The sequence below is a fragment of the Collinsella sp. i06-0019-1H4 genome (assembly GCF_042849575.1).
Taxonomy (GTDB): Bacteria; Actinomycetota; Coriobacteriia; order Coriobacteriales; family Coriobacteriaceae; genus Collinsella.
In genome coordinates, this window is the sequence record NZ_BAABYB010000001.1 from 432743 (window position 1) to 458208 (window position 25466).

Annotated in this window: 18 protein-coding genes and 1 tRNA gene; 18 read left to right on the forward strand and 1 reads right to left on the reverse strand. The window is 59.1% G+C overall.

The window, feature by feature from the left end; all coding sequences use genetic code 11:
* Positions 1 to 59: 59 nt before the first annotated feature.
* A tRNA-Ser gene (locus ACGHEN_RS01815) sits at positions 60 to 150 on the forward strand.
* 131 nt (positions 151 to 281) lie between these two features.
* Here the strand turns inward: ACGHEN_RS01815 and ACGHEN_RS01820 are convergent.
* The gene (locus ACGHEN_RS01820; RefSeq protein ID WP_390396916.1) at positions 282 to 1622 is read right to left on the reverse strand and encodes a D-alanyl-D-alanine carboxypeptidase family protein; all 1341 of its coding nucleotides are present in this window, start codon (positions 1620 to 1622) and stop codon (positions 282 to 284) included.
* A 199-nt stretch (positions 1623 to 1821) separates the two neighbouring features.
* Here ACGHEN_RS01820 and ACGHEN_RS01825 point away from each other — a divergent pair, with 199 nt between their 5' ends.
* From ACGHEN_RS01825 to ACGHEN_RS01905, 17 genes are all read left to right on the forward strand, one after another.
* Positions 1822 to 2517, forward strand: coding sequence for a response regulator transcription factor (locus ACGHEN_RS01825; protein WP_368138203.1), 696 nt, complete (start codon positions 1822 to 1824; stop codon positions 2515 to 2517).
* Positions 2518 to 2542: 25 nt separating this feature from the next.
* A complete protein-coding gene (locus ACGHEN_RS01830; RefSeq protein WP_390396920.1) occupies positions 2543 to 3781 on the forward strand; it encodes a sensor histidine kinase in 1239 nt (412 codons plus the stop codon).
* 103 nt (positions 3782 to 3884) lie between these two features.
* The gene (gene pstB, locus ACGHEN_RS01835; RefSeq protein ID WP_390396923.1) at positions 3885 to 4760 is read left to right on the forward strand and encodes a phosphate ABC transporter ATP-binding protein PstB; all 876 of its coding nucleotides are present in this window, start codon (positions 3885 to 3887) and stop codon (positions 4758 to 4760) included.
* 64 nt (positions 4761 to 4824) lie between these two features.
* Positions 4825 to 5553 (forward strand): response regulator transcription factor, encoded by a 729-nt coding sequence (locus ACGHEN_RS01840; protein ID WP_118080836.1) that lies wholly within the window; start codon positions 4825 to 4827, stop codon positions 5551 to 5553.
* A gap of 3 nt (positions 5554 to 5556) precedes the next feature.
* On the forward strand, positions 5557 to 6981 hold the full coding sequence (locus tag ACGHEN_RS01845) for an ATP-binding protein (protein WP_390396926.1): 1425 nt from the start codon (positions 5557 to 5559) through the stop codon (positions 6979 to 6981).
* A 178-nt stretch (positions 6982 to 7159) separates the two neighbouring features.
* The gene (locus tag ACGHEN_RS01850) at positions 7160 to 7816 is read left to right on the forward strand and encodes a YveK family protein (protein ID WP_195239562.1); all 657 of its coding nucleotides are present in this window, start codon (positions 7160 to 7162) and stop codon (positions 7814 to 7816) included.
* Positions 7817 to 7818: 2 nt separating this feature from the next.
* The gene (locus ACGHEN_RS01855) at positions 7819 to 8556 is read left to right on the forward strand and encodes a CpsD/CapB family tyrosine-protein kinase (RefSeq protein ID WP_055309657.1); all 738 of its coding nucleotides are present in this window, start codon (positions 7819 to 7821) and stop codon (positions 8554 to 8556) included.
* Between the two features lie 17 nt (positions 8557 to 8573).
* Positions 8574 to 9224 (forward strand): tyrosine-protein phosphatase, encoded by a 651-nt coding sequence (locus ACGHEN_RS01860; RefSeq protein WP_117716627.1) that lies wholly within the window; start codon positions 8574 to 8576, stop codon positions 9222 to 9224.
* A gap of 39 nt (positions 9225 to 9263) precedes the next feature.
* Positions 9264 to 9764, forward strand: coding sequence for a GNAT family N-acetyltransferase (locus ACGHEN_RS01865; RefSeq protein ID WP_390396931.1), 501 nt, complete (start codon positions 9264 to 9266; stop codon positions 9762 to 9764).
* Positions 9765 to 9965: 201 nt separating this feature from the next.
* Positions 9966 to 11990 (forward strand): molecular chaperone HtpG, encoded by a 2025-nt coding sequence (gene htpG, locus ACGHEN_RS01870; protein ID WP_390396934.1) that lies wholly within the window; start codon positions 9966 to 9968, stop codon positions 11988 to 11990.
* A 387-nt stretch (positions 11991 to 12377) separates the two neighbouring features.
* Positions 12378 to 15143: a YhgE/Pip family protein gene (locus tag ACGHEN_RS01875; RefSeq protein ID WP_390396937.1), complete on the forward strand. Its 2766-nt coding sequence runs from the start codon at positions 12378 to 12380 to the stop codon at positions 15141 to 15143.
* Positions 15144 to 17333: a YhgE/Pip family protein gene (locus ACGHEN_RS01880; protein WP_390396939.1), complete on the forward strand. Its 2190-nt coding sequence runs from the start codon at positions 15144 to 15146 to the stop codon at positions 17331 to 17333.
* 200 nt (positions 17334 to 17533) lie between these two features.
* Positions 17534 to 18517, forward strand: a complete 984-nt coding sequence (locus tag ACGHEN_RS01885) for a DMT family transporter (protein ID WP_117839796.1) — start codon at positions 17534 to 17536, stop codon at positions 18515 to 18517.
* Positions 18518 to 18633: 116 nt separating this feature from the next.
* Positions 18634 to 19932, forward strand: a complete 1299-nt coding sequence (locus tag ACGHEN_RS01890) for a M20 family metallopeptidase (RefSeq protein ID WP_117839795.1) — start codon at positions 18634 to 18636, stop codon at positions 19930 to 19932.
* Between the two features lie 39 nt (positions 19933 to 19971).
* The gene (locus ACGHEN_RS01895) at positions 19972 to 20424 is read left to right on the forward strand and encodes a hypothetical protein (protein ID WP_390396942.1); all 453 of its coding nucleotides are present in this window, start codon (positions 19972 to 19974) and stop codon (positions 20422 to 20424) included.
* Between the two features lie 159 nt (positions 20425 to 20583).
* Complete coding sequence (gene hisS / locus ACGHEN_RS01900) at positions 20584 to 21897, forward strand: histidine--tRNA ligase (RefSeq protein ID WP_117640032.1); 1314 nt, start codon at positions 20584 to 20586, stop codon at positions 21895 to 21897.
* A gap of 257 nt (positions 21898 to 22154) precedes the next feature.
* A complete protein-coding gene (locus ACGHEN_RS01905) occupies positions 22155 to 24968 on the forward strand; it encodes a phosphoenolpyruvate carboxylase (protein WP_390396945.1) in 2814 nt (937 codons plus the stop codon).
* Positions 24969 to 25466 lie beyond the last annotated feature (498 nt).

Sequence of the window (25466 nt, forward strand, 5' to 3'; positions counted from 1 at the left end):
TCCCCCAAATTCCCTCTTGCCCATCTTCGGCTGTTTGGTTACTATAGAACGGCTGTTACGGAGAGCTGACCGAGAGGCCGAAGGTGCTCGCCTGCTAAGCGAGTATGCCCCAAAAGGGCATCTGGGGTTCGAATCCCCAGCTCTCCGCCAGTATGACTTTAAAGAAGGGTTCCGAAAGGGGCCCTTTTTTAGTTGAACCACGTTAGCTGGGGATTCGAACCTCAAAAAAAAGAGGCATCCTTTCGGACGCCTCCTTTTAATGGGCTTATTATTCTTGCGCCCTACACCTCGGGCGCCTTGGCGACGGTCTCGCTTTCTGCCGTGAGTGGGCGGTTGTCGATGCGGCGGCCCAGGCGGTCGAGCTTCACGAGTAGCCACTCAATGGGATTCGGCCCCGAGCCTTCCTCGTCGGCAACCAAATCCATGACGGCGATCTTGGTGCCGTCTTGCTTGAGCGTCACGCTACCCACCTTGTCGCCCACATGTACCGTGCCCGAAAGGTCATCATAGGTAACCTTCTCGGTCACCTCTCCGGCAAGCGCAAAGACGGTCGCCTGAGCTGCGGGATCGGCGAGCGTGGCATCGATCGTCTTGTCCGTCCAGTCGGTCTGGCTGATGCGCGCGATGAGCGGATTGCCGTTGGCGGTCTTTTCCTGCGTGTTGGCGATCGCAACCGTCACCTTGTGGTCGTAGTACCAGTTGGCAAGGGCGGCCGTGTCGGCAAAGCGCTGGTCGGTGGTGCTGGAGTTCAAAACGACGGTGTAGGTCTCGTCGTCATCGCGGTTGTAGGCTCCCGTAAAGCAATAGCCGGCATCGTCGGTGGTGCCGGTCTTACCGCCGATATTGCCGTCCTGCCCCAGCAGCTCATTGTGCGTATCCATGGAATGCGAATGGTCGGAACCGTCGGCGCCCGTAACCTCAATCCAGGAATCGTCGCTCGCCACGATTTCGCGGAACGTGTCGTTCTTCATTGCCTCCTGCATCATCAGGGCTACATCGTGCGCGGTGGAGTGCATGTTACCGGCCCACTCATCAAAGTCCAGACCGTGCGGATTCTCAAAAAGCGTTCCCGTGCAGCCGAGCTCTTGAGCGCGCTCGTTCATGGCCTTTACAAAGGTGGCCACGGCGTCCTTGGTCTTGGGGTCGATCTTTTTGCCCACGTGCTCGGCAAGCGCGATGGCGGCATCGTTGCCCGAGGGGATCATCAGGCCGCGCAGAGCTTGCTCCACGGTGAGCTCGTCGCCTTCGAGCAGGCCGGCGGTCGAGTTGCCTACGGTGGCGGCAGCATTGCTCACCGTGATCTTCTCGTCCATTTTGCAGTTCTCGACGGTCAGGATTGCAGTCATGACCTTGGTAATTGAGGCGATCTTGACCTGCTCGTCGGCACTTCGGGCGTAATAGACGGAACCGTCCTTGCTCATGACGATGGCGTTGGTCGCATCGATATCGGGTAGATTATCGGCCGTGATGCCGCGGGCGTCGGCGGTCTTACCGCAAACGATATCGGTCGTAAGCACCTGGGCGTTGGCGATAGACGGCACGCCGGCAGCAAGGGCGAGAGCGCAGGCAATGCCGGCGGTCAGTTGCGCGGAGCGCTTTACAAGAGAACTAAGGGTCTTCACAGATTTCGCTTTCGACGGGATGGTCTCTTTAGAGTTCAAAGTATATCGTTTACCGGCGCGGACAATCAGTGCGCGGGCGTGCACTGCCCATGTATGCGCCCGAACGGACGCATAGGTGCTTAAGGTCGACTTAAACGACCGCGCTTGTTGTGTGTGGCGCGCGCTGCCTCGGGCATAATGGAGCGCGAGAGGAGCACGCATGAACGAGCGCATTTTGGTAGTTGATGACGAGAAGGCCATCGCCGACCTGGTCGGTATCTACCTTACAAAAGAGGGCTTTGATGTTCAGATTGCCTATAGCGGAGCAGATGCTGCCAAGGCGATTTTGGAGCAGGAGTTCGATCTGGCGCTGCTGGACGTCATGCTGCCCGATATCGACGGCTTTGAGTTGCTGCGCACCATCCGCGCTGGCCATACCTATCCCGTTATCATGCTGACGGCGCGCGATGCCCAGCAGGATAAGATCGAGGGTCTCTCGCTGGGCGCAGACGATTACGTGGTCAAGCCGTTCCGTCCGCTGGAGCTCATAGCGCGCGTTCATGCTCAACTCCGTCGTTACACCAGCTACGGCAGCCGCGCACAGGCGGTCGAGTCACCGACCATCCAGCTCGACGGCCTCGAGATCAACCGCGACGCTCGTTGTGTGACGGTGGACGGCGCACCGGTGCGTCTCACGCCCATCGAGTATTCCATCTTGCTGTATCTGGTGGAGCATCGTGGCAGCGTGGTGGCCGTGGGGGACCTGTTCCGCGCGGTGTGGAACGAGGACTTTATGCCCGGCTCCAACAATACGGTGATGGTGCACATCCGCCATCTGCGCGAAAAGATCGGCGACGATGCCCAAAAGCCGCGCTTTATCAAAAACGTCTGGGGCGTCGGCTACATAATCGAATAACGCCTTTGGTGGTGGGGAAGTGGATATGACAAAAGACGATAGGCGGGTATTCGAGGTGCCCGATCGACTCTTTGAATACATAAGGGCGGTCGTCGACAACCGCGCGCTTGCGACGGTGCTGCTCTTTTTGCTGAGTCTGCTACTCATTGGCATTGATAATATCATTGGCATCCTGGCAGTTCTGCTCGTCGGCTTCTTGCTGATCGATCGATTCGAAATCGTCCGCCGTTGCGTGGTAATCGGCGGTGCCGCGTGGACAATTACGCTGGCGATCGGGGCCATGGCGCTTGGCGGTATTGGCGAGCCCGTGTTCTTTGACGCCGCCTTTGTGTTCAACATGCTCGGCTTTGTGCTGGCGCTTGCCGTGTGCGTCCTGTTCTTTTGCGGACGCGCCCTGTATTACCAGGGTTATGAGCAGGGCGAGCAGCATGCCGACCGCGTAATCGCCGCCCGTATTCAGGACCGTCTGATCGATAGCCCCGACACGTGGGATACCATCGACGGCGACTTTCTCGAGGTCGAAGGTGCGCTCAATCGGGCGCGCGATTGTGAGCGCAAGGTTCAACAGGCCCTGCGCGACGAATCGCATCGCAAAGATGACCTGGTTACGTATCTGGCGCACGATCTGCGCACGCCGCTTGCCAGCGTGGTGGGCTATCTTTCGCTCCTACAGGAGGCTCCCGATTTGCCGCTCGAGCAGCGTGCACGCTTTACGGGCGTGGCGCTCGACAAGGCCCACCGGCTCGACGCGCTCATCGAGGAGTTCTTCGACATCACGCGTTTCGATTTCCACGATATCGTGCTCACCCGCGCCTACGTCGATTTGGGGCTATTGCTGGCGCAGGTGGCCGACGAGTTCTATCCCATTCTCAACGAACAGCACAAGGAAGCCCAGGTTGATATCTGCGAGGACCTGACGGTGCTCGTGGACGGCGACAAGATGGCTCGCGTATTCAACAACATCATGAAAAACGCCGTTGCCTATAGCTATGAAGGCTCGACGATTACGATCGAGGCCAGGCGTTTGGGCGACGGTGGCGTACGCGTACGATTTGTAAACCAAGGCGATCCGATCCCTGAGCCAAAGCTCAAGGTAATCTTTGAGAAGTTCTATCGCCTGGATGCAGCACGTGCGACCAATCGCGGCGGCGCTGGGCTGGGTCTTGCCATCGCCAAGGAGATTGTATGCGCGCATGGCGGTACCATCGTGTGCGAATCGACGCCCGAGCATACCGTCTTTACCATCGAGCTGCCCGCCGCATAGCCAGCGTTCCCTTACAAACACCTGACAATGCGCTCACGTGCATATGAGCCGCGATTTCTACTATCGATACTGCTGAATTGATATCGATGTGGAGGTATGCGGTATGACGGCTGCTGCGGCCATGGGGCCCACGGAGCTCGAGGAGCTAATGGAGGCGCAAGCCGAGGCTGCGCACGAGCGCGAAGTCGGGGACGCGACTCGTCCCACGGCGCAGGATCTTGCCGCCTCGCCGACGCGCATCGACGTCAAGGGCCTCGACCTGTTCTATGGCGACCACCACGCGCTCAAGGACGTATCCATCAAGATTCGCGACAAGCAGATCACCTCGTTTATCGGTCCTTCGGGCTGCGGCAAGTCGACGCTGCTGCGTTGCTTTAACCGCATGAACGACGACATCAAGGACTGCCGCATCGAGGGTAAGATCGCGCTCGACGGCCAGGATATCCTGGGCGACTACGACATCTGCCGCCTGCGCCAGCGCGTGGGCATGGTGTTCCAGCGCCCCAACCCGTTTCCCATGAGCATCTACGACAACGTCGCGTATGGTCCACGCGGCATGGGCGTGCGCGACCGCGCCGTTCTGGATGAGTTGGTCGAGGACTCTCTTCGTCGCGCTGCGCTATGGGATGAGGTCAAGGACAAACTCAAGGAGTCGGGGCTGGGCCTTTCGGGCGGGCAGCAGCAGCGTCTGTGCATCGCCCGCGCGCTTGCCGTGCAGCCCGATATTCTGCTGATGGACGAGCCCACGAGCGCTCTCGATCCCGTGTCGACGCTGGTGGTTGAGCAGCTGGCCTGCGAGCTCAAAGAGACCTGTACGCTCGTGGTCGTTACGCACAATATGCAGCAGGCGGCGCGCATCTCCGACTCGGTCGCGTTTTTCTTGCTGGGCGAGTTAGTGGAGCACGCACCCACCGCTCAGCTCTTCAAAAATCCCACCGACCCGCGCACGGCGGATTATTTAACGGGACGTTTTGGCTGATACCATCTAGTAAAGGTACCTTTAGGGTTAAGATGCGGTCATGCCGGCCGCAAAGGGGTTCAACATGATCTATTACGTCGAGGACGATGACAACATCAGGGATTTGACGGTCTATGCACTGCGCAAGCAGGGAATCGAGGCCGAAGGCTTTTCGTGCGATGGCGAGTTTAAGGCCGCCGTGGCGCGACGGGTACCCGATGCCGTCCTGCTCGACATCATGCTGCCCGATACCGACGGTTTGGCAATTATGCGTCGCCTGCGCGCCGACCGCCTGACGGCGACGGTGCCCATCATGATGCTCACCGCCAAAGATACCGAGCTCGATAAGGTGATGGCGCTCGATGGCGGTGCCGACGATTATCTGACTAAGCCGTTTTCGCTCATGGAGCTTGCCAGCCGTTGCCGTGCGCTGCTGCGCCGCGGCGGTATGGTCAAGCAGGTGAGTGATGTGCTCAGCGTGGGCGATATCGTGCTTTCGCCCAGCCATCGCGAGGTGACCGTTGCCGGTGAGCCACTCAAGCTTACTTTGCGCGAGTTCGATTTGCTCGAGTATCTTATGCGCAAACCCGGTGTGGTCTTTACTCGCGAGTCGCTGCTGCAGAGCGTGTGGGGCTGGGACTTCGATGGCGGCTCGCGTACCGTCGACGTTCACGTACAGACGCTTCGCCAAAAGCTCGGCGAGCGTGCCAGCGCTATCGAGACAGTGCGCGGCGTGGGCTATCGTCTGGCCGAGCCTTCCGCTGGTGGCGATACCGAAGATGCCGGCATTGCGGACGCCGCAACGGAGGAGTAGCCCGTGGTCTTTGCCCCTCAGGGAAAACACACGCTCTCGCATCGCGTGTTTGCGACGATATTTGTCTGCGCAATGTCCGTCATTTTGGCGTTTACGGTGTTGGGTGCGTTCTTTGTGCAAAACACCTTGGCAGATGCCACGAGTGCCAACCTTTCGCAAGAAACCGAGCTTATTGCCGCCGCCTTAAACGAGCAGAAGGAACCCATCGCATTTTTGCGAAGCCTCGATCGCGAGGACCTTCGTATCACGCTGATCAACAGGGATGGATCGGTCGCCTACGACAACGAGGCGTCTCCTTCCATGTTGCCCAACCATGGCGATCGCCCCGAGGTCGTTGAGGCCCTTGAGAGCGGTTCGGGCTCCGCGGAGCGCTCGAGCGCCACGCTCGACGAGATTATGCTCTATCGCGCCGTCGCCCTTGATAACGGTCAGGTCGTTCGTTTGGCGCAAGCCCAGCCTGGCGTCGCGGCGATTTTGCTTTCGCTGGTGGCGCCGATGCTGCTTATCGCGGCGGCGGGCGCGGTGCTTTCGTTTTTCCTTGCGCGCCGCGAATCCCGTGCCATCATTGCGCCGCTGCAGGAGGTCGATTTGGACCACCCGCGCCGTAGCTATGAACATGCCTACACCGAGATGGTTCCCATGCTCGAACGCATTGAGTCGCAGCGCCAGGAGCTTAAACGCCAGATGGCGGTGCTGGCCGATAACGACCGCATGCGTCGCGAGTTCACGGCCAATATCACTCATGAGCTCAAGACCCCGCTTACCGCGATTTCGGGCTACGCCGAGCTTATTGCAAACGGCATGGTTGAGGGCGAGGATGACCTGCGCAACTTTGGCGGTCGAATCTATCGCGAGGCGCGCCGTCTAGCAGCGCTGGTAAACGACATCTTGACGTTGTCTAACCTGGACGAGGCCGAGCGCGCGACCGAGGGCGAGGCAGTGCCTATTGGTTCTACGGAACCCATTGAGCTCTCGCGCGCTATTACGACGGTGGAGCAGCGCCTTGAGCAGGTCGCCCGACAGTCGGACGTGACCATCGTGCGCAAGACGAAGCCCGTTGTGGTCGAAGGTGTGCCACGCCTGATCGACGAGCTGATTTATAACCTGGCCAGTAACGCTATTCGCTATAACCAGCCCGGTGGCACGGTTACGCTTCGATGTGGGACCAATGATGAGGGCCATCCGTACCTGACGGTTGCCGATACAGGTATCGGCATCGCGCCCGAGGAGCAGGGCAAGGTGTTCGAGCGCTTCTATCGCGTGGACAAGAGCCGCTCCAAGGCACGTGGCGGAACAGGCTTGGGTCTGGCCATCGTTAAGCATGCCGCCGTGTATCACCATGCTTCGCTCGACCTATCGAGCGAGCTGGGTGTGGGGACTACCATCACGGTGACGTTTCCCGTACAGCAAGAGGGACCGTTCGCGTAGCTGTGTGGCAAAAACCGAGGATTAGACGATACGCCCGCGTCTCCGCTGCCGCGTAGGTTGTTGCGCAACTTACGCGCGGACGCTGTATCTTATGTATAGAGTTCGGACATGGCAGAAAGATGCGATATCATATGAGCAGTTTTGTCAATCCGAACTGGGGAAATGAAAGGCAAGCTGCATGACCCTTCTCGAACTGTTCCAGCTGCTGAAGAAGCACCTTCAGCTGGTCATCACCCTTCCGGTGGTCTGCGCGATCGCCATGGGCATCGTGTCCTTCGTTGCGATGGACAACACCTATACCGCGACGACGAGCATGTACATTCTCGCCAAGACCGACGATAGCGGTCAGATGAGCTACAACGATCTCTCGGCGAGTCAGATGCTTTCCAACGATATCGCCACGCTGCTGGATAGCGATAGCGTTAAGAGCGGCGCAGCCAATGAACTGGGCCTCACCGATCTGGATGACTACAAGGTGTCTGTTTCCTCCGAGACCACCACGCGTGTCATTACGCTTTCGGTTACCGGCACCGATGCCAAGGAGACGGCTAAGGTCGCAAAGGCCATGGCCAGCTCGGTGAGTACGGTCGCTCAGAACGTCGGCGCTGCCCAGAGCATCAACGTTATCGACGAGGCTAAGACTCCCGAAGTCCCCAGCGGCCCCAAGCGCACGCTGTACGTTGCTGTCGCGTTCCTCGCCGGTATCTTTATCGCAGTCGCCTATGTCGTTTTGGCAGACATGCTCAATACTCGCATCCGCGGTGCCGAAGAGGCAGAAGAGCTCCTGGGTATTCCCGTTGTTGGCCGAATTCCGGCTATGAAAGGTGGTAAATAGGCATGGCTAAGGCAAAGAACACCGATAAGCTCGTTGTACAGAATGCCGCCAAGACCCTTCTGGCCAACATCCGCTTTGCGAGCGTGGACGACCCCATTCGCACCATCACCGTTACCTCCTCGATTCCCAACGAGGGCAAGTCTACGGTTTCCATTAACCTTGCCCAGGCTATCGCCACGAGCGGCAAGTCCGTGCTCCTGGTCGAGGCCGATATGCGCCGCAGGTCTCTTTCCGATATGCTCGGCGTTCGTTCGCGCGGCGGACTCTATGCGGTCCTTTCCGAGCAGATCTCCATTGACCAGGCAATTGTCGAGACGGGTCAGAAGAACTTCTACTTCCTCGATGCCGAGCCGCATATTCCCAATCCTGCCGACATCATCGTCTCTCACCGCTTTGCCAAGCTGGTAAAGGCACTGTCCGCCAAGTTCCAGTACGTCATCTTCGACGCTCCCCCGGTCGGCACCTTCATCGATGCTGCCGAGATCGCCAGTCTGACCGACGGCACGCTGTTCGTAGTGCGCGAGGACTTTACCAAGCGCGAAGAGGCGCTCAACGCTATCGGTCAGCTTAAGAAGTCCGAGAAGGTCAAGCTCATCGGTACCGTTATGAACTACTGCGAGACTGAGACCAGCGAGTACTACTACTCCTACTACACCAAGGACGGTAAGAAGGTGAAGAAGGGCTCCGACGATCAGGGGACTTCCAAAAAGGGCATCTTCACCAACCGAGCAAACGTTTAGTTGATTAAGGCTGACCTATGCGTGACATTCATTGCCATATCTTGCCGGGTGTAGACGACGGCGCCGCCGATCTCGATGAGAGCTTGGCGATGCTCGAGGCTGCCAAGCGGGTCGGTGTAACCAGAATCGTTTGCACTCCTCACTGCCGTGATCCCTATTTTGATTACGACAAGATGTGGGATGCCTTTGAGCTGCTGCGTGATAACGCTGACGGTTTTCCGCTCCAGATGGGCTTCGAGGTCAACCATCGAAAGCTCGTTGAGCTTGGTATCGATGCCGCGGAGCACTTGCATTTCGATGGAACCAACGAGTTTCTGCTCGAGCTTTCGACGCATGCCGATGCGTATGCGTTTAGAGAGTACGAGAACACGATTTACGATTTGCAGTGCCGTGGCTACCAGGTGATCATCGCTCATCCTGAGCGCTATCGTGCGGTTCAAAAGGATGTAAGCGTGGCGGAGCGCCTGGTCGATATGGGCTGCAAGCTGCAGGCTTCGGCGGACTTTATTGCCGGCGGTCGCTTTGGTCGCGAGAAAAAGCCGGCACAGCGCCTGTTCGATCAGAACCTGTACAGCTTCATCGCGAGCGATGCCCATAACGTGGGTCATTACGATTGCCTGGCGAAGGCTCGCGCGAAGTTTAGCGTGCGCGGAGCTCATTTTCGCTAAAATCTGTCCCTAACGTTCGCATTGAATGAAGGGGCAGCCATGGATATTCAACTTAAGACGGGATGCTTTGATGACGCGGCGTTGGTGCGCCGCGTCGTTTTTATGGACGAGCAGGGCTACGAGAATGAGTTCGACGCTATCGACGAGGACCCGAACTGCGTTCATGTGACGCTCTATGTAGACGGCGAGCTTGCCGGTTGCTCGCGCGTGTTTCCCGAAGAGCTTGAGCGCGCGGCTGACGCAGAGGCTCCGGTGTCGCCGGCGTGCGATTTGGACGAAGGCGTCGCGGCGGGGGAGACCTATATTATGGGGCGCGTGGCTGTACTGCCGAGCATGCGCCGTCGCGGTCTGGCGAGCAAGATTGTCGAGGCCAGTGATACGTGCGCGCGTGATGCCGGCGCCAAGCTCATTAAGCTGCATGCGCAGGAATACGTGCTGCCGCTCTATGCCAAGGCGGGCTACACACAGATTGCCCCGGTGGACTATGAAGACGAGGGCCAGCCCCATGCTTGGATGGCCAAGCGCGTAGATGGCAGATAGGGACGTTCCTTTTCTGCCGGCAGTTGGGGCACTCCTTGGCAATTGGCGCATCAGAGCGCTCTGACATACAGTTTTTCGATTCCGTATGTATATATGCGCGCTAATGGGTTATAAAATCTAAGTCTGAACATAGCAGGTCTGCGATGCGGCTCGGGCAACCGGGCCGTTTTTGCGGACGGGGGTAGCGCGAAAGGACTGCACATGCGTCAATTTAAGACCGAGAGCAAAAAACTGCTCGACCTTATGATCAACTCCATCTACACCAATAAGGAAATCTTCCTGCGCGAGCTTATCTCTAACGCGAGCGACGCCGTCGACAAGCTCAACTTTAAGAGCCTGCAGGACCCGAGTGTCAAGCTCGATCAGGGCGACCTGGCTATTCGCGTCTCCTTTGATAAAGACGCCCGCACCATTACCATCTCGGATAACGGCATTGGCATGACCGCCGAGGAGCTCGAGCGCAACCTGGGCACCATCGCCCATTCCGGCTCCGAGGAGTTTAAGACCGAGAACGCCGAGCAGCAGGGTTCGGATGTCGATATCATCGGCCAGTTTGGCGTGGGCTTCTACTCGGCTTTTATGGTCGCCAGCCATGTGAAGGTCGTCAGCCGCGCCTATGGCGAGGATGTCGCCCATGTGTGGGAATCCGACGGTCTTGAGGGTTACACCATCGAGGATGGCGAGCGTGCCGAGCACGGTACCGATGTCATTCTGACGCTGCGTGAGAACGAGAAGCTCGACGCCGACGGCGAGGCCGAGACCTACGATCGCTTCCTGACCGAGTGGGGCCTCAAGAGCCTGATTCAGCAGTACAGCAACTATGTGCGCTACCCGATTCAGATGATGGTGAGCAAGAGCCGCCAGAAACCCAAGCCCGAGGACGCCGGCGACGATTACAAGCCCGAGTACGAGGACTACCAGGAGCTCGAGACCATCAACTCCATGACGCCAATCTGGAAGAAGCGCAGCTCCGACGTTGAACAGAAGGATTACAACGAGTTCTACAAGTCCACGTTCCACGACTTTGACGATCCGGCGCGCACCATCAGCTTCCATGCTGAGGGCACGCTCGAGTATGACGCCCTGCTGTTTGTGCCGGGCCGCGCGCCGTTCGATCTGTACAGTAAGGACTACGAGAAGGGCCTGGCGCTCTACAGCTCCAACGTTCTGATCATGGAGAAGTGCGACGACCTGCTGCCCGACTACTACAACTTTGTGCGCGGCGTCGTGGATTCCGCCGACGTGACGCTCAATATTTCGCGTGAGACGCTGCAGCAGAACCGTCAGCTCAAGGCCATCGCCAAGCGTGTGGAAAAGAAGATCACTGCCGACCTTGAGGATATGCGTGACAACGACCGCGAGGCTTACGAGAAGTTCTTTGAGAACTTTGGCCGCGGTCTTAAGTACGGCATCTACTCGAGCTATGGCATGAAGGCCGATGAGCTCGCCGACCTGCTGCTGTTCTGGTCTGCCAAGGAGCAGAAGATGATTACCCTGGCCGAGTATGCCAAGGGCATGCCCGAGGATCAGAAGGCCATTTACTACGCCGCCGGCGACTCGCGTGAGCGCTTGGCCAAGATGCCCGTGGTAAAGGGCGTGCTCGACCGCGGCTATGACGTGCTGCTGCTGACGCAGGATGTGGATGAGTTCACGTTCCAGGCCATGCGTGAGTACGTTGCCGCCGATATGCCCAAGATCTACGAGGACGATGCTGCCCGCGAGGCTGCCGAGAAGGCCGTTGCCGACGGTGCTGAGCCCGAGGTCGAGGATCGTCACTTGGAGCTCAAGAACGTCGCGACCGGTGATCTTGACCTGGCGACCGAGGACGAGAAGAAGGAGGCCGAGGACGCCACCAAGGAGAACGAGGACCTCTTTAGCGCCATGAAGGAGGCGCTCGGCGACAAGGTCGAGAAGGTCGCCGTCTCTGCGCGCCTGACCGATGCTCCCGCGTGCATCACCACCGAGGGCCCGCTTTCGCTCGAGATGGAGAAGGTGCTCCAGAAGGGTCCCGAGGGCGCGCCCGACGGTATGCCCAAGAGCCAGCGCGTGCTCGAGCTCAACGCCAAGCACCCGGTCTTCGCCAAGCTCGTCGCCGCCCAGAAGGCGAGCGATGCCGACAAGATCAAGCAGTATTCCGGTCTGCTCTATGACCAGGCCCTGCTGGTCGAGGGCATTTTGCCCGAGGACCCCGTGGCCTTCGCGGCGGCTGTCTGCAACTTGATGTAGTTCGGGGATACGGCACCGTAACTAGATTAGAACGAGAGTGGATAATCTCCCACTTTTGGCTCGAATGCGGGCTTGAAGTGGGAGATTTTCCACTCTCGTTTCCTTTTGAATGATCCCTTGGGGACGGAGGAAAGCGGATCACCGGATCAGGCCGACCCCCTCGGTGATCCGTTTTCCTCCTTCCCCAAGGGATCAATTATTTGTCGGGGTTGTGGTTTTGTGACCTGCTGAAATTTAAGATACTGTACAACTGTACGTTAATTCGTCTTCGTAGTATATTGCTACCCGCAAAACTCAATACCATTGTGCTCTGAGACGCTAAAGCGCCTACGTACAATGGTTGTCGATAGTACGATTTGATTCAACGACAGGATGGATGGCCCAAGCGTGAGTCTCGGCAGCAAACTATCCGATGCAAAGGTCTCCTTTGCGATATTCAAGCGCGACATTAAGCGACTACTTGTGAACCCCGTCGCCTTGGTGGTTACCCTCGGCGTGTGCGTTATTCCCTCGCTGTATGCCTGGTACAACATCGTGGCAAACTGGGATCCGTACGGAAACACTCAGGGTATCAAGATTGCCATCGCCAACAACGATCAGGGCACCCAAAACGACCTGGTGGGTGAGCTCAACGCGGGTGATAAGGTCGTCGATCAGCTCAAGGAGAACGATCAGTTGGGCTGGACCTTCGTCGATTCGGCGGCCGACGCCAAGGAGGGCGTCGAGAGCGGTGAGTACTATGCGGCCATCGTAATCCCCAAGAACTTCTCGGATAACCTGGTCTCGATGCTCGACGGCAACTACCATCAGCCCAAGCTTACGTACTACGTCAATGAGAAAAAGAGCGCTATTGCACCCAAGGTTACCGACACCGGTGCAAACACCATCGAGCAGCAGATTAACTCGGAGTTCGTCTCCACGGTGGGTGAGACCGTTGCCAGTATTGCCAAGGATGCCGGAGTCGATTTAAAGGACAAGGCAACCCAGGCTCAGGATTCGTTGGCCGGTTCGGTATCAGAGGCTTCTGATACGTTGGGCGAAGTGCGCGATTCGATTGGCGACATGAATGCCGCCATCGATAAGACGTGTGGTTCCATTGCCTCGGCAGATGCAGCACTTGCCGGTCTGCAGGGTCAGGCGCCGTCGCTGACGCAGGCGATCTCCCAGGGCAACGACCTGCTGGGCGAGGCTCGCGCCACGGCGGGTAACTCTGTCGCCTCGCTCTCCAAGGCGCTCTCGGAAGGCAGCCTTGCGCTCACCAAGACGTCAGCCTCCGCGAACGCTGCGATTGGCAAGCTGACGGGCACGATCACATCTACGACCACCCGCATCGACAACTCGCTCGAGTCTCTCCAGGCGACGATCGACCACAATAAGGCCGTTATCGGGCACTTGGAAATTCTCGTCAATGACACGTCGACAGGTTCCAAGGAAATTGACGCGCGCATTGTATCGACCATCGATTTGCTCCGCGAGCAGAATGAAAAGCTTCAGAGCATCAAGGACGGTCTGTCTGCACAGTCGAGCGCCATGGCGAATGACGCCGCGGCTGTCTCGGGTGCCAGCGACGCTATCAATAACGCAATCCAGACCGGTGCGACCAACCTTGGCCAGGCCCAGACGGACCTGGGTCAAAACGCGCTGCCGAAGGCCTCGAGCGCGCTCGATTCCTTTGCCGCCGTCTCGGGTGATCTGACGGGAATCGTGTCTGGCCTCACGCCTACTATTGCAAGTGCGCGCGGTACACTTTCGCAACTCAACGCTACGCTCGGTCAGGCCAAGACCACGCTGTCCCAGACCGACGCCTCGCTTGCCAAGGTCCAGGACAAGCTCGCTACCGCCGCCAACGACATCGCGGCGCTGCAGACCTCCGAGTCCATGGGCGAGCTGGCCGACCTGATGGGCGTCGACGTCGATGACGTTGCTGACTTCATGGCATCTCCGGTCGAGCTGACCTCCAAGTCGATCTATCCGGTTAAGAGCTTCGGCTCGGGCATTGCTCCTTTCTACACCAATCTGGCGCTTTGGGTGGGCGGCTACGTGCTCATCGCCATTTACAAGCTCGAGGTCGATCGCGAAGGCGTTGGCAGCTTTACCGCGCGTCAGGGCTACTTTGGCCGCTGGTTGCTCCTGGTGATCCTGGGCGCGTTGCAGGCCATTATCGTTACGGTGGGAGATCTGGTCATTGGCGTACAGTGCGTCAGTCCGCTCCTATTTGTGCTGGGCGGCATCGCCATCTCATTTACGTACGTCAACATCATTTACGCGTTGTCCACTACGTTTAAGCATATCGGCAAGGCAATCGGCGTCATTCTTGTCATCGTGCAGATCCCGGGTTCGTCGGGCATGTACCCCATCGAGATGATGCCCGGCTTCTTCCAGTGGCTGCACCCGCTGCTGCCCTTTACCTATGGCATCAATCTGCTGCGTGAGACGGTCGGCGGCATGTATTCGTTCAACTACCTGTTTAACCTGTGCATTCTGGGCGTGTTCTTGATCGTGGCGCTCTTTATCGGCCTGCAGCTGCGTCCGCTGCTGCTCAACCTCAACCTGCTCTTTGATAAACAGCTTTCCACGACCGGTATGATGATTTGCGAGTCTAACGACCTGCCGCGCGAGCGCTACTCCTTGCGAACGGCCATGCGCGTCGTGCTCGATTCCGATTCGTACCGTCGCGAACTGCTCGATCATGCGGTCGCCTTTGAACATCGCTACCCGTACTACATCAAGGGCGGTTTTGCCGCCGTGGTGGGCGTCCAGGTCCTGCTCTTTGTCCTGTCGACGGTTCTCGATATCGACAATAACGGCAAGATCATCCTGCTGGTCATTTGGATCATCTCGGTTATTGCCATCTGCGGCTGGCTTATCAATATCGAATACATCCGCGCGAGCCTCAATACCCAGATGCGCATCTCGGCGCTTTCCGATGAGGACCTGCGTCGCGAGATGCGCGAGCACACGGCCGCCATTCCTGCCGCCCGCCGCATGTTTGGCCTCAACGCCAGCGAGCGTGGTGCCAAGGGTGGCGATCAGTCCACGGGCCGCTTGCCGCATATAGGCTCGCACCATAAATCTCAGGGCAGCGACAGCACAGCCACAAATGATGGAGATACCACCCCGCTTGGCAAGCACTCCAAAGGAGGTGAGGCATAAATGAAGAACATCCTGCATCTGTTTAAGCGCGATGTCCAAAACGTGTCTCGCTCCGTAATCGGCTTGGTTGTCGTGATGGGCCTCATTATCGTGCCGTGTCTGTACGCGTGGTTTAACATCGCCGGCAGCTGGGATCCGTACGGCAACACCGGCAATCTTAAGATCGCCGTGGTCAACACCGATGAGGGTTACGAGAGCGATCTGATCCCCGTCGAGGTTAACGTGGGCGAAAACGTGACCGCCACCCTACGCGGCAACGAGAGCTTCGATTGGGTTGTGCTTAACGATCGCGAAAAGGCTATCGAGGGCGTTAAGTCGGGCGCGTACTATGCTGCCGTCGTTATCCCCAAAACGTTTAGCGCCGACATGATGACGCTTTTCTCGACCGACGTGAAACACGCCGATATCGAGTTTTACGAGAACCAGAAGGCCAACGCCATCGCGCAGATCGTGACCGAGAAGGGTTCGAGCGCCGTTCAGAACCAGGTTAACGAATCTTTTACCGAGACCATTACGAGCATCGGTCTTAAGACGGTGTCCAGCCTGCTCGATTACATGAGCACCGACCAGGTCAGCAACTTTATCGCCAACCTGTCCTCGACGCTCGGCGATTCGGTCCAGGACCTGAAGGACGTTCAGGCCAGCGCAACGTCGCTTGCGGGCATTTTGAGCTCCACGTCCGATTCGCTGACGTCGGCGAGCGGCATGCTCAAGCAGACCGGTGCCGTCGATGAGTCGACAAAGCAGCTCATGGAACATGCCAAAAGCGGCATCGATGATTCCAAAGAAGCGCTTAAGGCGGCAAGCGATGCCATCGATGCCGCGATCGATGGAAGTGCGGGTTCGTTCGACAATGTGTCTGCCGAGCTCGCGAAGGCGTTCGATGCCGCGAACCAGCATGTCGACCTTACGGTGTCCCAACTCAACGATGCCGCTGCGGCCCTCAATGCGCGCGCCAAGGATATCGATGAGATGGCCGATCAGCTCCGCAGCCTTGCCGACCAGGTGAGCGATGAGAATTTGAAGGACGGTCTCAAGTCTGCCGCGACGTCGCTGGGCAGAATCGCCGTTGAGTACCGCAACAATGCCAAGGATCTGGCGGCCACCGCGAAGTCTCTCTCCGATAGCATGGCAGAGGTTAACAAGTCGCGTGCCGAGGTCGATCAGGCAATCGCGGATGCCAAGGCTGGTATCTCGGGCGCCAAGATTGACTACGACTCTACGTTCTCGGTTAAGGCCAAGGAGCTCAAGAAGACTATTTCGGGCATTTTGGATTCGCTCAACGGTATCTCGGGCGACCTGGATAGTGCTGTTGCCGGCCTGACCGACGCATCCGGTTCGCTGGCAAAGGGCCTCTCCAAGGCTGCAAAGCTGGTCAACAAGGCTTCCGATCAGCTGGGCGAGGCGTCGGGCAAGATCAGCGCGTTTAAGGACGAGCTCGACGGTGCCCTTATGTCTGATGATCTAGCCACGATCAAGACGATGATCGGCAATGATCCCGAGGGTCTGGCCGTGTCGCTTTCCGGCCCTGTCGCACTCGACCGTAAGCCGGTCTATCCGATCCGCAACTACGGTTCGGCCATGGCGCCGTTCTACACGATTCTGTCGCTCTGGGTCGGCTCGATCGTACTGGCGGCCATGATGAAGGTCTCGGTTGACGATGAGCTTATCAACGAGCTCATCCCCGTGCGCCTGCACGAGATCTATCTGGGTCGTTACCTGTTCTTTGGCGGTTTGGCTCTGCTGCAGGCAACGCTCGTGTGCGCGGGCGACATTCTGTTCTTTGGCATTCAGTGCGACAACCCGCTGCAGTTTGTGCTAGCGGGCTGGGTCGCGAGTCTCGTGTTCTCCAATATCGTCTACACGCTTACGGTTTCGTTTGGCGATATCGGCAAGGCGCTTGCAGTCGTGCTGTTGGTCATGCAGGTCGGCGGTTCGGGCGGCACGTTCCCCATCGAGATGACCGGCCCTGTGTTCCAGGCGATCTATCCGTTCTTGCCGTTCACTCACGGCATCAACGCCATGCATGCCGCCATGGCTGGCGCCTACCATATGGAGTACTGGGTTGAGCTGGGTATTCTGGCGAGCTATCTGATTCCGTCGCTGGCCCTGGGCGTCATCTTCCGCCGCCCGGTCATCAAAGCCAACGACTGGATCATCGAAAAGCTTGAAAGCACGAAACTTATTTAGTGCAACAGCGTGACATCGACGAAACATCGAGGTTTACTCTGCCGACGCTTTAGTGGGCTGGATTGCGTGGGCTGCTTGGTTGTTGCTACAGTAGCGGGGCGTGCCGGGGGTCCGGTGCGCCCCGTTTTTATTTGACCATGAGGCGGCACGCAGCCATACGCGTGCGGACACCACGCCCAGATTGAGTGTGAGGATGTTCCATGGCCCAATACGCTGCCAACGAAATCGAAAACATGCCCGATAGCCCTGTGGCCCGTGAGGATTTGGGCGCGGGCGGTATTCCCAGGGGCGCCGGCGCACGCTCCCCGCTGTTCTGGAAAGTTTTGCTACTTTCGGTGGCGGTCATCTGGGGCTACTCCTTTACCACTATGAAGGACGCACTCGGCACCATTCCGGTGTTCGAGCTGCTCTATGTACGCTTTCTGCCTGCAGCGTTGGTCATGTTTGCCGTCTTCCACAAGCGCATCACTGCACATTTCAACGCTCGCAATCTGATCGTTGGCCTGAGTATGGGCGTGCTCATGTGGGCGGCCTATGCGTTGCAGACGGTCGGTCTGGCATATACTACGGCGGGCAAGAATGCTTTTTTGACGGGCACGTATTGCATCCTCGTGCCGTTCGCGAGCTATTTTCTGAGCGGAGAAAAACTCACCCGCTATAACCTGGGCGCGGCACTGCTGTGCTTGGCGGGCATTGGCTTGGTGGCGCTCGATAGCGTCGAGTTCAACATCGGTGACGTCATTACGCTGGCAGGCGCGGTCTTCTTCGCCATCCAGATGGCGGTGACCGCCAAGTACGGTCGCAAAATGGACATCAACGTTATCACGTTTTGGATGTTTGTGGGCAACGGCGTGCTGAGCCTGGTTTCGTCGCTGTTATTCGAGACCCAGGCGCCTCTGTCCGTGTGGACGCCGAACTTTATCGGTGTGATGGCGTTTCTCTCGGTGGGCTGCACATGCGTGGCTCTGCTCATCCAAAACGTCGGCCTGGCGCATGTCCCGGCTTCGACGGGCTCACTGCTCCTTTCGATGGAGTCGCCTTCGGGCGTGTTGTTTTCGGTGCTGCTGATGGGGGAGGCGCTCACCTCGCGCCTGCTCGCCGGCTTCGTGCTTATCTTCCTGTCGATTATCTTGAGTGAGACTCACTTCGATTTTTTGCGCAAAAAGCCGCGCCCGCAATTGTAAACAACTTGTTGCGCCGCCCTCCCGGGGCGGCATTTTTTATGCGTCGCCCTTAAAGTTGTACCTTGCACTTTATGCTATCAAAGTGCTTGCTGCAAAAACGTTACTGGAGGGCATCTATGGCACCAGCTTTGTCCGATTTTCAACCGCAACCAGCGCCCAAGGCTACCGCAGCGGCGCAGGCCGCTATCGGTGACGGTCTTGTTGCAGAAGCTCAGACTTTTGCAGACGAGCTTGCTGTGTGGCGACACGATCTACACCAGATGCCCGAGCTGGGTAACAACCTTCCGCAGACGTCCGCCTTTATCCAGGCGCGTCTGGACGAGATGGATATTCCCTATGCCGTGCTTGTCGACGGCTCCTGTGTCGTTGGCCTTATCGGTGCCGGCGCGGCAGCTGCTGCTCGGGGTAACGGTACGTGCACGGACAAGCAGGCCGGTACGGTCATCATGCTCCGCGGCGACATGGATGCCCTTCCCGTTGCCGAGGAATCCGGCGAGCCCTTTGCATCCACCAATGGCTGCATGCATGCTTGCGGTCACGATATGCACGCGACGGCGCTGCTTGGTGCGGCTCGTATGCTCAAGGCCCGCGAGTCCGAGCTTCTCGACGCCAACGCCACGGTTAAGTTGCTGTTCCAGCCGGGCGAGGAAACCTTTGAGGGTGCCCGTGCTGCCATCGTCGACGGTTTGCTGCAGAGCCCACGCCCCCAGGCCGCCTTTGCCATGCATGTCAATAGCCAGTCGCCGCTTGGCCTGGTGCTCTACGGCAGCCCGGCGCTCTCGGGCGTGTACGGTTTTCGCGTCACGCTTCAGGGCAAGGGCGGCCATGGCTCGAGCCCCGAGATCTGCATCGACCCCATCACGGCCGGCGTCCATGTGCATCTGGCGCTTCAGGAGCTCATCTCCCGCGAGGTGCCGGCGGCCAAGGAGGTCGCGCTTACCGTTGGCAAGTTCGCCGGCGGTCAGGCCGCAAATGTCATCCCCGACACTTGTGTGCTCGAGGGAACGCTGCGTGGCTTCGACGTCAAGCTCATGGAGCACCTCAAGACCCGCATCGCGGAGGTCGTCAAAGGCGTTGCCACGACCTATCGTACGCCGGCGACTATCGAGACGCTCTCGGATGTTCCGCCGCTGGTACTCGATGACAATATGACCCAGGCTTCACTTGGCTATGTGGGTGCGACACTGCCCAAGGCCACCTTCCTGCCGCTGTTCCACGCCATGGCGAGTGAGGACTTCGCGTTGATCTCGAGTGAGATCCCGAGTGCGTACTTTACCGTGGGCGCTGCCGTGACTGATACGGACGAGCATTTTGCTCAGCATCATCCCAAGGCACGTTTTAGCGATGCCGAGCTTCCCCTTGGCGCCGCGGCTTATGCGGCAGTCGCTTTGGGCTACATCGCCGACCACCGGTAGCACCCAATCTTGCTACTCGTTTGTTTAAAAAGGAGCAGTATGTCCCAGCAGCGTAAGTTCTTCCCCGGCTGGCTCGTGGTGGCTTCCGGCTTTGTCATCATGGCCACGTGCTACACGATTTTCGTTAACTGCATGAGCCTGTTTCAGCCGCTCGTCGTCAGCGACCTGGGCATCACGCTTGCGCAGTACAACATCTCCAACGCCATTTCCACCGTGGTGAGCGTTATCGGCTCACTTGTGATCGGTCATGTTGCCGATAAAGTAAGCGGTCGCGTTTTGGGCTCCCTCACTGTAATCGCCACCTCTGCCGTTCTTGCCGGCATGAGCCTTGTCGGTGAACTGTGGCAGGTCTACGTGCTCTTTTCTGTTTGCCCCGTTCTGTCCGTGGCTGCCCTGGAAGCCGAATGGATGCTCGTACCATCATTCGGCTTCCAGGGCGGCCACGGGCCTACGAAATGCCCCGTTTTCCTCCGTCCTCAAGGGATCACGTGATCCGAAGGGGACGGAGGAAAACGGATCGCAAACCGCGGCGGCGCATCTGGCCGAACGAGCCCCCATACCCTCGTTCGGTCAGACGCGCCGCCGCGTTTTGTTTTTGTGCCGTATAATGACCACTACCTATGACGCGATACAAAAGAAAGGTGTTTGCCCATGCAGGCACAGAAGGCGGAGGGAACCCGCGACCTTATCGGCGCCGAGATGCGCGCCTGGCAAAAGATGCAGCAGATCGCTGCCGGCGTGTTCGAGCCGTTTGGTTTTAAACCCATCGAGACGCCCGCGATCGAGCAGGTTGACGTGTTTGTCCACGGTATCGGCCAGTCGACCGACGTCGTGCGCAAGGAAATGTTCCGCGTGTTCAGCGGTGCCAACCTGGAGCGCGTCTTTACCGAGGGCACCGACACCAAACTCAAGCCCAAGCAGCGCCTGGCACTTCGCCCCGAGGGCACGGCCGGCGTGGTGCGCGCCGTCGTCGAGAACAATCTGGTGCCCCAGGGCTCCACGCCGTTTAAGGCTTACTACGCCGAGGCCATGTTCCGCGGCGAGCGTCCCCAGAAGGGCCGCCTGCGCCAGTTCCACCAGGTGGGCATCGAGTGGCTCGGCGCTCCCGATCCGGCGGCAGACGCCGAGTGCATCATCATGCTCATGGAGTTCTACAAGCGCCTGGGCTTCGATCTTTCCAAGCTTCGTCTGCTCATCAACTCGATGGGTGACGCCCAGTGCCGTCCGGCTTATCGCGAGCAGGTCAAGCAGTTCATCCTCGATCACGCCGACGAGATGTGCGATGAGTGCCGCGAGCGCGCCGAGCTCAACCCGCTGCGTGCCTTCGACTGCAAGAACGACCACTGCCGCGAGATCATGGCCGAGGCTCCGCTGATGGGTGACAACCTGTGCGATGAGTGCCGCGAGCACTACGAGCAGGTCAAGCGCTATCTGGATGCCGCCGGTATCGAGTATGTCGAGGATCCCACCTTGGTGCGCGGCCTGGACTACTACACCCGTACTGTCTTTGAGGTCGAGGCCCCTGGCGCCGGCGTCGGCTCCATCGGCGGCGGCGGCCGCTACGATGGCCTGGTCGAGCTCGAGGGTGGCAAGCCCACGGCGGGCGTCGGCTTTGCTGTCGGTTTTGAGCGCGCCCTGCTGGCCCTGCAGGCCTTTGGCAGCGATTTGGGTGCCGATGAGGCCCCGTGCGTCTATGTCGCCAACGCCGGCAAGGAGCTGCGTCAGAACGTCTTTGCCATTACGCAGGAGCTTCGCGCCGCAGGTATCGTGACCGAGGCCGACTATCAGGGCCGTTCGCTCAAGGCCCAGTTTAAGCAAGCCGATAAGGTGGGCGCCAAGCTCATCTTGGTCCTGGGTGGCGACGAGCTTGCCGCCGGCAAGGTCAAAGTGCGCGACATGCAGAGCCATGACGAGGTGCTCGCCGATCTGGACAACGTCGTCGAGGCGGTTCGCGAGCGCCTGTAGCGCATCTTTTTGAGCTTCGGGCCTGCTAACGTGCCCTGCTCATGGAGAGCGATTGTTACGGGGGTGTTTCGCTTTTATGCGGAATGCCCCCGTTTACGTATGCCGCCCACCGAGAAATACGACCATTTAGGGCAAAAACCTTTGCAATGCAGAAAATACTTTTGTGTGGTAAAGCGCAATCAGTGTCGAAAGTATTTCTCAAGCGCCTATAATGAATACCGCATGTTACGTGCACAGAAGGAGGAATGGGAGGAAACGTGGCTGAGAACCTAAGCAACCAGTCTGTACCCGAAGCCGCGGCGCGCGTCGCTGCCGTGGTCAACCGCCTCGTTAACCGAATCGGCTCGAATGCCGAGTCCAGGGAGCGTCTCGCCGAGATCGAGATCCCCGAGGAGCTGCGCGACAATCTGGCGCTGTTCTTGCGCCTGGAGCGCCGTGTGCTTAGCGAGTATGATCCCGAGATCGCGGACCTGTTCGACAAGATTTTGACAGCCGAGATTGTGGTCAATGCCGGCAACCCCGGTACCTGCGCTGCCGACGAAGCCGTCGACGAGCAGGGCGTGCCCACCGCCGACGAGCCCACTGCCGTGGCATTTCGTGAGGTCGTCGATTTGATCGACAGCCTGCCGCTCGATAAGCAGCAGGTCATCGTTCGCGCCTTTACGAGCTTTTTCCATCTGGCAAACCTGTCGGAGGAGAACTACCGTGTGGCGCAGCTGCGCGAGCGCGAGGCCGGTGCGTCGACCGATACCGAGGTCGATCCTGCCAACGAGCTTACCGTTGCCTATCACCAGCTGGTGAATGAGCTGGGTGTCGAGGGTGCCAACGAGCTGCTCGACAAGCTCGAGTTCCACCCTGTCTTTACCGCACATCCCACCGAGGCCCGTCGTAAGGCCGTCGAGGGCAAGATCCGCCGTATCTCCAACCTGCTGGAGGAGCGTCCGCGTCTGGGCGGCTCCGACCTGGTGGAGAACGAGCGCCATATGCTGCAGGAGATCGACGCCCTGGTGCGTACGAGTCCCATCGCGCTCAAGAAGCCCACGCCGGTCGAGGAAGCCGATACCATCATCGACATCTTCGATAACACGCTGTTCGACGTTATCCCCGTTATCTATCGTCGTTTTGACGACTGGGTGCTGGGCGACAAGGCCGGCACCGTGCCGCCGCTGTGCCCGGCGTTCTTCCATCCCGGCAGCTGGATCGGTTCCGACCGCGACGGTAACCCCAACGTCACCGCCAAGGTGAGCCGTGAGGTCGCCGCCAAGTACTTTACGCACATGGTGCTCAAGCTCGAGGACAAGTGCCGCCACATCGGCCGCAACCTCACGCTCGAGGCTACCTACAGCAAGCCGTCGGCCGAGCTCATTAACCTGTGGAACCATCAGGTCGAGATGAGCCCTCGTTACACGGCCCGCGCCGAGCTGATCTCCGAGCACGAGCCGCATCGCGCCGTCATGCTCGTCATGGCAGACCGACTCAACGCCACCGTCCGTCGCATCACCGACACCATGTACCACAGCGCCGATGAGTTCCTGGAGGACCTGCGCGTCGTCCAGCGCTCGCTGGCCGCCTGCGGTGCCGTCCGTGCCGCCTACGGCCCGGTCCAGACCATCATCTGGCAGGTCGAGTCCTTCGGCTTCCATATGGTCGAGATGGAGTTCCGTCAGCACTCCGTGGTGCACGCCCGCGCCCTCAAGGATATCCACGAGAACGGTATCCATGGCGACCTGCAGCCCATGACGCGCGAGGTCATCGATACCTTCTGCGCTATCGGCTCCATCCAGAAGCGCTACGGCAAGAAGATGGCGCATCGCTACATCATCTCGTTTACCAAGAGCGCCCAGCATGTGGCCGACGTCTTTGAGCTGGCCCACCTGTCCTTTGCACACGAGGAGGATGTCCCCGAGCTCGACGTGATCCCGCTGTTCGAGCAGCTCGAGGACCTCGAGGGCTGCGTCGACGTGCTCGACCAGATGCTTACGCTGCCCGTGGTGCAAAAGCGCCTTGCCCAGACCAACCGCCGCATGGAGGTCATGCTGGGCTATTCCGACTCCTCCAAGGACGCCGGTCCTACCACGGCCATGCTCGCGCTGCACTCCGCGCAGGAGCGCATCGCCAAGTGGGCCGAGAAGAACGATATCGACCTGGTGCTCATGCACGGTCGCGGCGGTGCCGTGGGCCGTGGCGGCGGCCCGGCCAACAAGGCCGTGCTGGCGCAGCCCAAGGGCTCGGTCAACTGTTTCTTTAAGCTCACCGAGCAGGGCGAGGTCATCTTTGCCCGTTACGGCAACCGCACGCTGGCCCAGCGCCATGTTGAGTCCGTTGCCGCCGCAACGCTTTTGCAGTCGGCCCCGAGTGTCGAGAAGACCAACACCGAGACCACGCAGAAGTTCTGGGATATGGCCGAGAAGCTCAACGCCGCAAGCCACGAGCGTTATCTGGACCTGCTGAACACCGAGGACTTTACACCGTGGTTCTCGACCGTGACGCCGCTGACCGAGGTCGGTCTGCTGCCGATTGGCTCGCGTCCCGCCAAGCGCGGCTTGGGCGCCAAGTCGCTCGACGACCTGCGTACCATTCCGTGGATCTTCAGCTGGAGTCAGGCGCGCATTAACCTGGCCGCTTGGTACGGCCTGGGCACCGCCTGCGAGCAGCTGGGCGACCTTGACCAGCTCAAGGCTGCCTACCAGGAGTGGCCGTTCTTCCGCACCTTTATCGACAACATCGAGATGTCGATCGCCAAGACCGACCAGCGCATCGCCAAGATGTATCTGCACCTGGGCGACCGCCAGGATCTGTCCGAGAAGGTCTTCACCGAGATGCAGCTCACGCGTAAGTGGGTCCTTGCCATCGTCGGTGACGAGTGGCCGCTGCAGCGTCGTCGCGTGCTCGGCTGTGCCGTCCGCGTGCGTAACCCCTATGTCGACGCCCTGTCCATCGCCCAGGTCCGCGCCCTTCGCGAGGTGCGTATGAACCAGGACGAGATGGCCGAAGAGAAGAAGGCCGAGTACATGAGCCTGATCCTTTCGACTGTGACCGGCGTCTCGGCAGGATTGCAGAACACGGGGTAATCGATAGCCCTGTGGCTCTCACCGGGACCCGATGGGTTTCCCTCTGAATGCGTCCTCGCACTTGAAGCCCTCTTATCCTGCTCCTTCGGAGCTGCGGATAAGGGGGCTTCGTGCTGCGGAATGCATTCAGAGGGAAACCCATCGGGTCCCTGCGTCCTCGGTCTTCTGGGATTAAAGCTGAAGGGAATAAGGCGCGCTTCGCGCATAGCGTGGAGTGCGGCGAGGGCTTCTTGCGTCCTGCGGAGTGTGCCTAAAAGTAAACTAATGGCGGGCCCTGCGATGTCTGGTCTTCGGCGGATCAGCCGCTGGGTGAGGGTGGTGCTTGGGGCGACGTGCAAAAAACGGAGTTTTCAGCAGCCAAAGATTGGTGCATAAGGCTATGGGTGACGTTCGCGGCCCCTGTTGATGCTTTTGCACGACAATTGGGCTTTGGCGATGTTCATATATGGCTGGTTTCTCGCCGCATGCTATCCAGATGGGACGAGTCATGAGGACTAT